At 54.6% G+C, this 13254-nt stretch carries 10 protein-coding genes; 7 read left to right on the plus strand and 3 right to left on the minus strand.

Going from position 1 to position 13254, the window contains the following annotated elements; all coding sequences use genetic code 11:
• The first annotated feature begins 238 nt into the window (after window positions 1–238).
• The 4 genes from TH25_RS06735 to mgtE all read left to right on the plus strand — a co-directional run bounded on the left by TH25_RS06735 (window position 239) and on the right by mgtE (window position 6462).
• Window positions 239–1441, plus strand: a complete 1203-nt coding sequence (locus TH25_RS06735) for an N-acyl amino acid synthase FeeM domain-containing protein (protein WP_181847444.1) — start codon at window positions 239–241, stop codon at window positions 1439–1441.
• Window positions 1438–2334: a class I SAM-dependent methyltransferase gene (locus TH25_RS06740; RefSeq protein ID WP_181847446.1), complete on the plus strand. Its 897-nt coding sequence runs from the start codon at window positions 1438–1440 to the stop codon at window positions 2332–2334. The genes TH25_RS06735 and TH25_RS06740 overlap by 4 nt, the downstream gene beginning before the upstream one ends.
• A 279-nt stretch (window positions 2335–2613) precedes the next feature.
• Window positions 2614–4905, plus strand: coding sequence for an NADP-dependent malic enzyme (locus TH25_RS06745; protein ID WP_114087657.1), 2292 nt, complete (start codon window positions 2614–2616; stop codon window positions 4903–4905).
• A 144-nt stretch (window positions 4906–5049) separates the two neighbouring features.
• Window positions 5050–6462 (plus strand): magnesium transporter, encoded by a 1413-nt coding sequence (mgtE, locus tag TH25_RS06750; protein WP_114087658.1) that lies wholly within the window; start codon window positions 5050–5052, stop codon window positions 6460–6462.
• Between the two features lie 99 nt (window positions 6463–6561).
• Here mgtE and TH25_RS06755 read toward each other — a convergent pair whose 3' ends face one another.
• Window positions 6562–9069, minus strand: a complete 2508-nt coding sequence (locus TH25_RS06755) for a bifunctional diguanylate cyclase/phosphodiesterase (protein WP_258549062.1) — start codon at window positions 9067–9069, stop codon at window positions 6562–6564.
• 428 nt (window positions 9070–9497) lie between these two features.
• On the opposite strand from TH25_RS06755, the gene TH25_RS06760 reads away from it, so the two are divergent.
• A complete protein-coding gene (locus tag TH25_RS06760) occupies window positions 9498–10898 on the plus strand; it encodes a class I SAM-dependent RNA methyltransferase (RefSeq protein ID WP_114087660.1) in 1401 nt (466 codons plus the stop codon).
• Between the two features lie 89 nt (window positions 10899–10987).
• Here the strand turns inward: TH25_RS06760 and TH25_RS06765 are convergent, their stop codons facing one another.
• Entirely contained in the window at window positions 10988–11488 is a 501-nt protein-coding gene (locus tag TH25_RS06765; RefSeq protein ID WP_114087661.1) for an SH3 domain-containing protein, read from the minus strand.
• A 200-nt stretch (window positions 11489–11688) separates the two neighbouring features.
• Between TH25_RS06765 and TH25_RS06770 the strand changes: the two genes are divergently transcribed.
• Window positions 11689–12675 carry a 2-hydroxyacid dehydrogenase gene (locus TH25_RS06770; protein ID WP_114087662.1) on the plus strand — a complete coding sequence of 329 codons (987 nt, stop codon included), beginning with the start codon at window positions 11689–11691 and terminating at the stop codon, window positions 12673–12675.
• Here the strand turns inward: TH25_RS06770 and TH25_RS24715 are convergent.
• Window positions 12667–12882 (minus strand): hypothetical protein, encoded by a 216-nt coding sequence (locus TH25_RS24715; protein ID WP_147252991.1) that lies wholly within the window; start codon window positions 12880–12882, stop codon window positions 12667–12669. The two genes, TH25_RS06770 and TH25_RS24715, sit on opposite strands and share 9 nt — an antisense overlap.
• A gap of 69 nt (window positions 12883–12951) precedes the next feature.
• Here TH25_RS24715 and TH25_RS06775 point away from each other — a divergent pair, with 69 nt between their 5' ends.
• Window positions 12952–13251 carry a zinc-ribbon domain and TM2 domain-containing protein gene (locus TH25_RS06775; RefSeq protein WP_404969417.1) on the plus strand — a complete coding sequence of 100 codons (300 nt, stop codon included), beginning with the start codon at window positions 12952–12954 and terminating at the stop codon, window positions 13249–13251.
• Window positions 13252–13254: the final 3 nt, after the last annotated feature.

Here is a 13254-nt window from a genome sequence, read left to right on the forward strand (position 1 = left end):
CTGTCGCGACAGTCCGTCGTTGTGTTGCTTTGCCAGGCCATTGAAAAATTTCTGCAATCAGTCATGGATAAATACCTACGCCTGTATATTATACAGATCGCTTAGGGGTATAAAAAGAAGTCAAGACCATTTCTAAATGCACCCGGATGACGAAGGCCTTTGTCGCACTATGACGGCAAAGGAATGGGGCGCTGTGATTGGGGATGTTTGCCGGATTGGGGGAGTGCACAGCAAAGCCATGTCTATTCGGATTAAAGTTGCCAAAACCGACAAAGAACTAAGTGACGTTTATCATTTGCGTTATCAGGTTTATCAAGACCACGGCCATTTTGCCGATAAATATGACGGGGCAGTGGTTGACCTGTATGACGCCGTTCCCTCTGTTGCGAATCTGATTGCCTATAGTAACGATGTTCCGGTGGCGACCATTCGGGTTAACCGTGATTCGGAACTGGGTTTACCGGCTGACCATGCCTTTGATTTTTCCGGCTATCGGCAAAAAGTAACGGAAGAACGACGCGTTGCAGGGCTTGACGCACCGTTATTTGCCAGTGCCGGTATGCTTGCCATTGCCGAAGAATGGCGCAACCGCCGCTACGTGTTTGGCGGCCTTCTAAGGATGGCGGCCGATATTGGTCATATGTGGGGCGTGACCCACATTCTGGCGACGGTCAATGTGACGACGGCGGGCATTTATGAAAGGCTGGGCTGGCACCGTTTGGCCGATCCGGTGGTAGTTGGCGGACTGGGTGTTGAAATTCTGCCTTTTGCCTCGCCAATGGAGCCGATGTATCGCTGGGCCTTTGGCATGTTCAAGGACCAGAAAGGTCTGTTGGACCAGTTTAGCGGCTGTTTTCAGTGGTATCTGGTGGATGGCGGTACGGAAATTTTTCGTCAGGAAGATGTCGGAGACGAGGCCTTTTTGATTACGAAAGGCAGTGTTGACATCATGCGCCACCATGACGGGTCGGACCGGACCCTGCGTTTGGCGAAGTTGGGGGCGGGTGACATGTTTGGTGAATTGTCATTGATCGATTCATCGCCCCGTTCGGCAACCGCCGTTGCCAGCCGCAATACCGAACTGGTTGTCATCAATCGTGATGTTTTTTGGCAAAAAAGCAATGAAGACCCGCAGCGCCTGAAGGACCTGATGCAAATCCTCTCGGAGCGGCTGCGCGATGCCAATAATCTTGGCATGATATATGCCTGCGGGTCGGATGACGAGAGACTGGCCTATTTTACCAATCGCGTGCGTCGTGGTGCCATTCCGGATCCGAGGGACCCGGAAATTTTAAAATCGCGCATGTCGATTGAAGAATTTGCCGATATGGCGCTGGTGACGGTGGAGCAGGCCGAACGATACCTGGGCCATTTGCAAAACCAGGGAATACTGGAATTTACAGCACGACAGATCACGTTTTTCGGGGGCGAAACGAAGTGAAAGAAGATACCGCAAGTTCAACGGCCTATACCGTCTTGCAGGGCCTGGTTTATGTGGCGCGACGCACACAACACAGCTATCTGGTGCCAGACAATGTAAGGCGGCTGGGCGAATGCGTTCTTTCCGCATCCGAAGAAGGGCGTGCCCGCCTGGCGGAGCTAGATAAACCCTTGGTCGGCCTGAAAGTCGGCATTCGTGAATTCATATTTCTGCCGGGCATTACCCTGCATTATATTTTGCGCAAACGCTGTATCGAGGATAAGGCCCGTGCTGCCATTGCCGGTGGTGTCACACAGGTGGTCAGCCTGGGGGCCGGGTATGACAGCCTGATCTTTCGCCTGTCCTGTGAGTTTCCCGATGTGAATTTTATCGAGATCGATCATCCGGCGACTCAGAAATTCAAGGCGGATGCGTTTGACAAAACGCCGGAATCGCAGGCTGGCCTGGCACGGGTGAATTATTTGAGTGTTGATTTCACCCATCAGAATATCGAAGACCGCTTGCGCGGCTTTGACCATTTTGACCCGTTCCGACCGACTTTGTTCATCAGCGAAGGTGTTACGGTTTATCTGACCGAGGAAGAGGTAACACATATGTTTGCCTCTATTCGCAATCTGTCGGGCGCGGGAACACAGTTTCTGTTTACCGTGGTGGAGCCGCATGGCAGCCCGCGCAGCAATACCCGCAAGGCGCTGGCCTGGTATCTGAACTTTATTGGTGAACCCCTGAAATGGACGATGGAAGCGCCGAATATGGAGGCGTACCTGAAAAAGCAGGGCTGCGAGCTGCATTCGCTTGATGCGACAGACCAGTTTCGTGAAAAATATATGGACCCGGGACGTCGTGCCCGTTTGCATCACGGCGAATATGTTGTTCTGGCTGAATTTGTCTGATCGCCCGCTTTATGGCATGGCAGGGGGGCGGGTAAGCCACCCCTGCAAAACCGGAATGATCTTATCGTTTTCAGAAGACCTTCGGGGCATGATATGATTGCCAGATGCCATTGGATTTTCACAAGGCACTACGAGAAATATTCTTGTGCAGGCGAACTGAATGCTTCTCTCGATGTGATAATTCCACTAGGTTGGCCGGTCCCACACGGCCAAGAATTTTCAGGGCTTAATCCACTTTAGGTTAATTTCGCCTAAATACCTGAAGTTAAAGGTATTAATATGACAAACAGAAACGACAAGCTGCGTGAAGCCGCTTTGGACTATCACCGGTATCCCACCCCCGGAAAGCTGGCAGTTACGGCAACCACCACCCTTGCCAACCAGCGTGATCTGGCGCTGGCTTATTCGCCAGGTGTTGCCTTTGCCTGCGAGGAAATCGTCAAAGACCCGGAAACGGCGGTGCATTACACCGCGCGCGGCAATCTGGTTGCCGTGATCAGCAATGGGACGGCGGTTCTGGGTCTTGGCCCGATTGGCCCGCTGGCATCCAAGCCGGTGATGGAAGGCAAGGCTGTCCTGTTTAAGAAATTTGCCAATATCGATGTGTTCGATCTGGAAGTGAACGAACTCGACCCGCAAAAATTCATCGATATTGTTGCTGCTCTTGAACCCACCTTTGGCGGCGTCAATCTTGAAGACATCAAGGCACCGGAATGTTTCATCATTGAAAAGGCGCTGCGCGAACGCTGCAATATTCCGATTTTCCACGATGACCAGCATGGGACCGCCATTTGCGTGGCCGCAGCCGTGCGCAACGGCCTGCGCGTTGTTGGCAAGGACCTGGAAAAGGTCCGGCTGGTGGCATCGGGTGCCGGGGCTGCGGCCCTTGCCTGCCTGAACCTTTTGGTGTCGATGGGCCTGCCGCGTGAAAATATCACCGTGACCGACCGATTTGGCGTGGTTTACAAGGGCCGTCAGGAAGAAATGGACCCGTGGAAAGCGGAATATGCCATTGAAACCAATGCCCGCACCCTGGATGACGTGATTGAAGGGGCGGATATTTTCCTGGGTCTTTCAGCACCCAACATTATGGGCGAAAACGAGCTGCGTAAAATGGGCGAACGCCCCATTATCATGGCGCTGGCAAATCCGACCCCCGAAGTCTCGCCGGAACTGGTCAAGGAAATCCGCCCCGATGCCGTGATGGCAACGGGCCGGACGGATTATCCGAATCAGGTGAATAACGTTCTTTGTTTCCCGTTTCTGTTCCGCGGCGCGCTGGATGTGGGGGCGACGGAAATTAACGAGGAAATGAAGATCGCGGCTGTCGAAGCCATTGCCGACCTGGCAACAGCCGAAGTTTCCGACATTGTTGCCACCGCTTATGGCGGCGAAGAACTGAAATTCGGGCCGGAATATCTGATTCCGAAACCGTTTGATCCGCGCCTGATGCTGGAAATTCCGCCGCGTGTTGCCAAGGCGGCAATGGATAGCGGCGTTGCCAAGCGCCCGATCGAGGATTTCGACGCCTATCGCCAGCAGCTTGAAGGCTTTGTGTTCCGCTCTGGCCTGGTGATGAAGCCGGTCTTTGATATGGCACGCAGCCACAAGAAACGGGTTGTTTACCCCGAAGGCGAATCGCGCCGTGTGTTGCAGGCCTGCCAGGTTCTGGTTGATGATGGTGTTTGTCATCCGGTCCTGATTGGCCGGCGCGACGTTATTCTGGAGCGGATTGCCGAACTGGGCCTGCGCATTGTGCCCGATGTGCATGTTGAAATTCACGACCCGGATGATAACCGCCATTTCGAGCAGGACTGGCAGGATTTCCACAACATTATGGGCCGTCGCGGGATTAACCCGGAATATGCCCGTTCCATTGTACGCACCCGTCCGACGGTGATTGCCTGTTTGATGCTGCGCCGTGGCGAGGTGGATGCAATGGTGTGTGGTTGCCAGGGCGGTTTCCTGCGACATTTGCGCTATGTGCGTAATCTGGTGGGCCTGCGCAAGGGTGTGACCGATTTCTCGACCGTCAATATGATGATCATGAAACATGGCACGTTCTTTTTGACCGATACCTATGTGTCGGTTGACCCCACGCCCGAACATGTGGCCGAAACCACCATCATGGCGGCCGATGTTGTGAAACGGTTTGGGATTACGCCCAAGGCGGCGCTGATTTCGCATTCCAATTTTGGCAGCCACGAAAATCCGTCGGCCTGCAAAATGCGCGATGCCCTTAAAATCATTCGCGTTCAGGCGCCGGATCTGGAAGTGGAAGGTGAAATGCACGCCGATGCAGCCATTTCGGAAACCATCCGCAACCGCATTTTCCCCAATTCGATGCTGAAGGGATCGGCCAACCTGTTGGTCATGCCGACCCTGGATGCGGCCAATATTTCCTATAATATGGTTAAAATGCTGGGGGATGGTCTGCCGGTTGGTCCGATTCTGGTGGGGGCGGCGAAATCGGCCCATGTTGTCAGCCCGTCGATTACCGTGCGTGGTCTGGTTAATATGAGTGCGATTGCCGTGGTCGATGCCAATGATCGGGAACAGTCCCGCATTTAAGCGCGTTAGTATTTTGCGGGCGTGTCCCGCACTTGACCAGGCAAAAACGATGGCGCAATAACAGCCGTGCCGGACGGATTGGTCCGGCACGGTTTTTGTCTAAAGGGCAGGCAAAACGGCACAGCAGCAACCGGGGAGGGGCCGATGACTGACATCAACGAACTTGATCGTCCGGAAAATACAGTGTCATCGGCTTCTGGTAGCGAGGATTACGTTGATCTGACCCCGGAATATGCCCGCGAAATTCTTGATGCCCTGCACGAAGAAGATACTCCCCGCGTCGAGGAACTGGTTGGCGAACTGCACTTTGCCGATATCGCCGACCTTCTGGGCTGGGCGGGCAGTTCGGAACGCCAGCAGCTTGTTGATGTTATCCGCCCGGATTTTGACCCGGAGCTTTTAACCGAACTTGATGACGAACTGCGTGAGGAAGTCATTGCGCAGTTGGGTACCGAGGTGGTGGCCGAAGCCATTTCCGAGCTCGATTCGGATGACGTGGTCGAGGTCATCGAGGATCTGGAGGAAGCAGACCAGCAGGAACTTCTGGGTGCCCTTTCGGAAATTGAACGTGCGCGTGTTCAGGAAGCCCTGTCCTATCCTGAATATACCGCTGGCCGTATTATGCAGCGCGAACTGGTCGCCATTCCCGATTACTGGAGTGTTGGCCAGACCATCGACTTTTTACGGTCTGCCAAAAACCTGCCCGAAGATTTTTACGACATTATTGTGGTGGACCCGCGTTATCGCCCGGTGGGGATGATGCCGCTGTCGCGCGCGATTCGCACCAACCGCCCGGTTTTGGTTCGCGATGTCATGGAAACCGATGATATGCGCACCGTTCTTGTTACCGAAGAACAGGAAAATGTCGCCCATCTGTTTCGTCAGCGCGACCTGATTTCGACACCGGTGGTCGATGATAATGGCCGCCTTGTTGGTGTGATCACGGTCGATGACGTGGTGGACGTCATTGATGAAGAATATGAAGAAGACATGATGCGCATGGCCGGTGTTGGCGAGGAAGATGACCTTTCCAGCGCGGTTCTCGATACCACACGATCGCGTTTTACCTGGCTTTTGGTTAATTTGGGCACGGCGATTGCCGCATCGATGGTGATTGGCCTGTTTGAACATACCATTCAAAGCCTGGTGGCGCTGGCTGTGTTAATGCCCATTGTTGCCTCGATGGGCGGCAATGCCGGTACCCAGACCCTTACCGTGGCGGTGCGTGCCATTGCCACCCGTGAACTGACCAGCACCAATGCCTGGCGCGTGGTGCGCAAGGAAGTGGCGGTTTGTACTCTCAATGGCCTGGCCTTTGCCGTGCTAAGCGGGGCGGTAAGCTGGTTCTGGTTTGATGATTGGCGCCTGGGGGGTGTTATTGGCGTTGCCATGATCATTAATTTGATCGTGGCCGGGGCCGCCGGGGCCATTATCCCGCTGGCGCTGGAACGTGCCGGGGTGGATCCGGCTGTGTCCTCGTCGGTGTTTTTGACCACGATTACCGATGTTGTCGGTTTTTTTGCCTTTTTGGGGTTGGCGGCGGCCTTTTTGTTATAATCCCAATTAGGTAACGTCGGGCAAGGTTTTGGGCAAGGTTCGGCCAGTGATGTCTGGCGACTCACCCGTTTGGCTTAATCGCCATGTTTATGGATCGTCTTATGATGGATCAGGGATTATCTGGCGTTTAAGAAACTTGACCGTGGCGGTGTTTGCCACGGGCGGTGAAAAAATAAAGCCCTGGATTTCATCACATTCGGCCGTGCCCAGCATGGCAAGCTGTTCTTCGGTTTCAACACCCACCGCCACGACGCGCCGGTTCAGGCTTTTGCACAACCGTGTTGCCGGGCCAAGAACGCTGTTTTCAGGCTGTTCATCCAGTTCGACGTCAAACAGGGTTTGTGACAGTTTAATGCGCTGAACCGGAAACCGTTTAAGATAGCGCAGCGAAGACTGGGTCGCCCCGAACTGATCGAGTGTCAGGCTGATGCCCGCTTCGGCAAAGCGATAGAATTGGGCCAGGGAATGTTCCGGGTCGCGCATGGCGACTTCTTCGGACACCTCTATTTCAATCAATCCTGGCTGAATGTCGTGTTGTTCGGTTTCTTCATGGATATTTTTAATGATGTCGGCCTGGATAAACTGGCGTCCGGACAGGTTGAGGGCGACAGGAACCGGCTGGTAGCCATCTGTGCGCCACTGACTGATTTGCTGACAGACCGATGAAATAATCCAGCGGCCCAGCGGCGCGAGAAGCCCCGTCCGGTCTGCAACCGCAATAAAATCATTGGGCAGGTGGCGTAGCCCGCTATCATCATGCCAGCGTAACAGGGCCTCAAACCCCGTAAGCGTATGATCGGACAGGCGGAAGCGGGGCTGATATTCCAGGGCAAACCGTTTTTCGTCCGCCGCACGGCGCAATTGTGCCTCCAGTGAGAGGCGTGCGTGCATGACATTGTTCATGGTTTCGACGAAAAAGCAGTAGGAGGATTCCGCCGATTTCTGGGCACGATACATCGCGGCATCGGCATTGGCCAGCAATTGCGAGGGGGCCCGTGCGTCATTGGGATAAAGGGCCACACCAACACTGACATGCAGGCGAATCTCCTCTCCACTAATCGGAATGGGATGGGAAATCGCCTCGACAATGCGTTCTGCAACCAGGGCGGCCCCTTCGGCTTCGGAAAGGTCCGTCGCGATAATGGCAAATGTGTCGCCCGACAGGCGCGAGCAGGTGTCTTTTTCGCGCACGGTTGCCCGTAACCGGCCGGAAATGGAGCGCAATGTCTCGTCACCGACATCGGACCCATATCGGTCGTTCACGGCGCGGAAATTATCGATATCGACCGTCAGGACCGATAACAGTTTGCCATAGCGTTTGGCATGGGCAACGGCCTGGTTCAGCCGGTCGTCAAACAGGGCCCGGTTGGGCAGGCCCGTAAGTGGATCGTGGGTCGCAAGATAGCGCAGCCGGTTGACCGCCGCATTGGCCGCCGGGTTATGATGCAGCAATACATCGATCTGATCGCTATTTTTGTCAGATGGCGTCATCAAAAGATCGCAGACGACGTGAACCCCTTCCGCGCTGCGTATGACCCATTCCCGGCGGACTTCGGTTTCGCCCTGGGTGATGGCCGAAAGCAATTTGTCCTGGGCGCGCTGGGATGACGTGCCGTCGGACTGAAATTCAGGGGCGAGATTATAAAGACGGATAAATCCGTAATCTTCTTCACGCAGGTCAAAAAAGCTGGCCGTTTCGCTGGACATGGCAAGCAAATGCCCGTCCGAACGATTGATGGTCAGGGCAAGGTCACTGATATTTTCGCGACCACGAATATGTTGCAATTTGTGCGGTGCCCGGGTTTCGCGGCGATTGGCATAAAAAAACAGTAAACCGGAAAACACGACTGCCAGAACAAGACCGGTGATCGAAACCATTCGCGGGGTGTTTGCGTTAATACCGGCGGTAACCGGGGCGGGGGTCACATCAATATCCCATTTATGTCCGGCCGCATTGACCCTGCTGCTGCGGGTCAGGTTCGGGTCATTGCCATTGCCCTGCATTTCAAACAATACGCTGGCATTTTCGCGCACGCGAATGGTGTAATCGGCCAGATAATCGCTGCCAAGAATGGTGGCAAGCATGGTGCGAATACGGAAAACGCCATTGACCATGCCGATGATTTCTCCTTCCGGGGTAATCACGGGCACATAGGCGGCAAAGCCCCGTCCGCCCTGAAGAAGTTCGAGCGTCGGGGTGATTTGTGTCTGGCGCTGGTCAAATGCCATATCAAGAACCGGCCCCGCCACGGGATGACGTTTCAGATCCGCCCCCATAGCCGAGACATTCCCCTTGATCGGCGCGACGTATTTTATGATGTAGTTGGGCGATATCCAGTTAACGGCCTGAAGAGCCTCGAAACGCGATTGCAGGGGGGCGGCCTGTGCGATGTATTGCCGTTCGTCCTCGGGCGCGTTGCCGCGCCAGTTATCGGCGAAATTTTCCAGCGCGTGCAAATTGGCATTGATGGTTTCGCCAATTCTGTCGGCCAGGTTCACGGCCAGTAATTCCGCATTTGCCCGCAGCGCCTGTTCATTTTCTTTTTTGATCTGTTGGGCAAAAAACAGCGATGCGCCACCAATCAGGCAGAAACAAACCGCTGCCATAATCGCAGCTCGCATGTTGAAGACCGACTTGTTTTGATCCCGACCCGTATCAGATATATCTGCTGCGTCCTGCATAGGCTCCCCATTTTGTTATGCAGGTTGGTGCGCCGGCCGTTTTTGTGGCCAGACCTTCCCCTTTTAAATGGCAATTGCAGGCAATTACCAATGTCCACTCGCGTATTGGGGGCGCAGCTTATCGGATTTCGGGCGGAATGTGTCGCAAAATGTGCAAAATGTTATGTCGTTCTCTCAATAGGGCGGCTTTCGTCATCGCGCAGCCGTCGCCCGTGATCCACCCTAGGCAGAAGGGCCCGGAACCCCTATAACGGGGCGGCGTTTCCCGGCGCATAACTGCCCTGGATTGAGCCGCCCTGTTTTGGTCGCCGTCGGGATGTAAAACAGGTTCATCCTGCAAAAGAGATATCGACATGAAAAACCGTTCGCGCAATTTCCGTTCCCGTTCCGGGCGTCGTGGCACCGCGCCACGCCGTGATCCGATGGTAGGCAAAGAGGTGGATGTCCGCATTGCCGATATTGGTGCGCGTGGCGATGGGCTGGCGGAAACCGCCGCGATTGATGGCAAATCGGTTCTGGTTTATGTCGATGGGGTGTTGCCCGGCGATGACGTGCGCGTCAAACTGCGGCAAAAGCGCGGGGATGGTTATGGCGCGGAGGTCATGGCTGTTCATGCCCGACCAAAGGCCCATGCCGATGCAAAATGCCCCCATTATGAAAAATGCGGTGGCTGTTCGCTGCAACATCTGCCCGACGATGACTATCGTATCTGGAAACGCCAGCGCGCCGTGCAGGCGGTAAGGCGCGCGGGTATTTCGGACGATGCCGAGGCGGAAATGCTGGTCGGGACGCTGGAAACATCCCCGCCATCAAGCCGTCGCCGGGCGGATTTTTCGGTGATTTGCACGCAGGATGGCGTGTTTGTCGGTTATGCAGAACGGTTTAGCCATCATATTGTCAATGTGCCGGGCTGTGCGGTTTTGGTGCCGGAAATTGTCGAATTTCGCAATCACTGCCAGTCATTTCTGGAAAGCCTGCCGCGTGACAGTGCCGGTATTGTCAAAAGCATTGTGATCAATGCCGCCGATAATGGCCTGGATGTGGTGATTTCCGCCAGCGCCGAACCGGACCTGGATATGCGCCAGGGCCTGGCAGAACTGGCTGATTTTGTCGATCTGGCGCGTATCGCCTGGAAAACCGGCGACAACCCGACAGAACCTTTGGCCCAGCGCCGTGTTCCCGAAGTTCATTTTGCCGGTGTCGCGGTACCTGTTCCCGCCGGTGGCTTTTTACAGGCGACCCGGCAGGGGGAAAAAGCCTTGACGGCTGCGATGGCCGATGCCCTGGCACATATCCCGGCCCGTCAGGTTATTGACCTGTTTTGCGGGATTGGCAGCTTTACCTTTTCGTTGGCCTTGCAGGGCGACCGCCGCCGGGTACTGGCCGTAGAGGGGGATGATACGGCTGTGCGGGCCTTGCAATATGCTGTTGGCCGTGCCGCCGCCCCGATCGAGGTTTCCCGGCGCGATCTGTTTCGTCAGCCGCTTGATGCGGATGACTTGAAAAATGCCGATGTCGTTGTGTTTGACCCGCCGCGCGCCGGGGCGCTGGCCCAGTGTGAAATTCTGGCAGATTTTGGCCCGGAATGGATTTTGGCCGTGTCGTGCAATCCGGCAACCTTTGCGCGCGATATTCGCCTTTTGCGCAATGGCGGTTATGAATTGCAAAAGGTGGTGCCGGTAGACCAGTTTTTATGGTCTGCCCATCTGGAACTGTTTGCCGTTTTGCGCCGTGCATTGCCTGCGGCGGCGTGAAACCCCGGCACGTAGCCCGCAGCCAATCGGGCAGGGTTGATATGATGAATTGATGTTACCGGCAGGCCCGCCTGCCGGGCGGCACGATGTTACTCGATGGCCTCGTTGTCATAAACGCCCCAGATACCCTCGCGCTGAACCCAGCCTTCGTAGTCCTGAAACTGGATCTGGCACCAGTCAACGCCTTTGGGGCAGGTTTCGACCTTGCCAACAACGCCGTTTTTAACCAGGGCAATGCGGCGCGCGCTTTTGTCGGCCGCGGCATACATGGTGATTTCATCAGCCGTGACAATCACATAACGGGTCCCGATCAACAGGCTTTGATGCACCCATCCCTCGCTGCCTTCCCAGTCCCGCACCTTGCGCCAGGTGTCAAATTCCGAAACCACCTCCATTGGCAAATGGCTGCGCTGATAAATCCAGACCTTGGGATAACGCAGGCCCGGCCCGGAACGCAGATGAACCTTGTCAGACCGCAGTGCAACAAAACGCGGAATCGGCAGGCCCGATTCCTGTGCGATGGCAAAATTCGGCAGCAAAATTCCGCAAAGAACGATCAGTGAAAGGAGCTTTCGCATCCTGGCAGGCATGGGGGTGGTTCCCTTTTCGTGGTCTGGTACCCGACTTTATGGTCAAAACCGGATGTGTAAGAAATAAAATTACAAAAAACGCGTCAAAATTCTTGCTTTCGTACCTTGGGACGTGGCATCACTGCAATGCGGCAAGATGTAAATGACCCCTTATCCGATTTTGCCAGCAAAAGAGTTAAAAGACCGCATAGGATCGGCAGATGACCAAGAAAAAGCCCCTCGTCATCGTGACCCGCAAGTTGCCGGAAGCGATTGAAACCCGCATGATGGAACTGTTCGACAGCCGTCTGAACATCGACGATACACCGATGGACAAGGCTGCCCTGATCGACGCGGTGAAACATGCCGACGTGTTGGTACCCACCGTAACCGACCGTATCGATGCCGCCGTTCTGGCGCATGCCGGGCCGAACCTGCGGCTGATTGCCAATTTTGGCAATGGTATTGACCATATCGACCTGCAAACGGCCCGCCAGCGCGGCATCACCGTGACCAACACCCCCGACGTTTTGACCGAAGACACCGCTGATATGACAATGGGCCTGATCCTGTCCGTCTCGCGCCGTGTCGGCGAGGGCGAACGCCTGATCAGGTCGGGCGACTGGAATGGCTGGGGCCCAACCCTGATGCTGGGGCATCGTATTTGGGGTAAAAGGCTTGGCATTGTTGGCATGGGGCGCATAGGCCGTGCCTTAGCGCGCCGGGCGAAGGGTTTTGGCCTGTCGGTGCATTATCATAATCGTCGCCGTGTTCATCCCGATATTGAAGAAGAACTTGATGCCACCTACTGGGAAAGCCTGGATCAGATGTTGGCGCATGTCGATGTAGTGTCGGTCAATTGCCCGCATACGCCAGCAACCTACCATCTGCTGTCGGCACGGCGGTTAAAGCTGTTGCAACCCCACGCCATTCTGGTCAATACGGCGCGCGGCGAGATTGTGGATGAAACCGCCCTGACGCGGATGTTGTCCAATCAGGAAATTGCGGGTGCCGGCCTTGATGTGTTTGAACATGAACCTGCCGTAAACCCGAAACTGATCGAGCTGAACAATGCGGTCTTGCTGCCGCATATGGGCTCTGCCACCATCGAGGGCCGGGTTGATATGGGCGAAAAGGTGCTGATCAATATCAAAACCTTTGTCGATGGACATACGCCACCGGACCGGGTGATCGAAGGGTTATTGTAATCCATCCCTTTGCCGGTTTTGCCGTGATTGAAAGCCTGCCGCTCTTTGAGTTGGCAGGCTTTTTTCTGGGAAGTATAGATTTTTTATACTTGTTATTAGTATTGCCGCTTTCTGCTCCTGCAAAGGTATAGATTTTAAAAATCTATCTTGTTTTTTGAATAATATTTGTTGTTTATTCCCGTCTGAAAACAAGGTTGGGCCTTCCATGTTTATTGATGCTTTCGATCAATGTGGAAGTCGATTACAAAAATATTAAAGAAATAAAAGGAACGACACGTGATTTATTGTACTTCCTGCGGAACTGAAATGTCAGAAGCTGCTGTTGCCTGTCCGAAATGCGGGCAGCCCAATTCGCTTGCTGAAGGGCCTGTTTCCCCCAAAGGATTCGTCCCGACATTACTGCTTTGTCTGTTTCTGGGTGTTTTCGGTATTCACCGGTTTTACGTCGGCAAGATCATCACCGGTATTCTGATGATTTTAACCTTCGGTGGCTTCGGGATCTGGTCGTTTGTTGACCTGATCATGATTATTGTTGGCAGTTTCCGGGACAAAAATGGTCTGCCGGTTAAACGGTAGGGT

This window comes from Thalassospira profundimaris, from assembly GCF_003326755.1.
GTDB lineage: Bacteria > Pseudomonadota > Alphaproteobacteria > Rhodospirillales > Thalassospiraceae > Thalassospira > Thalassospira profundimaris_B.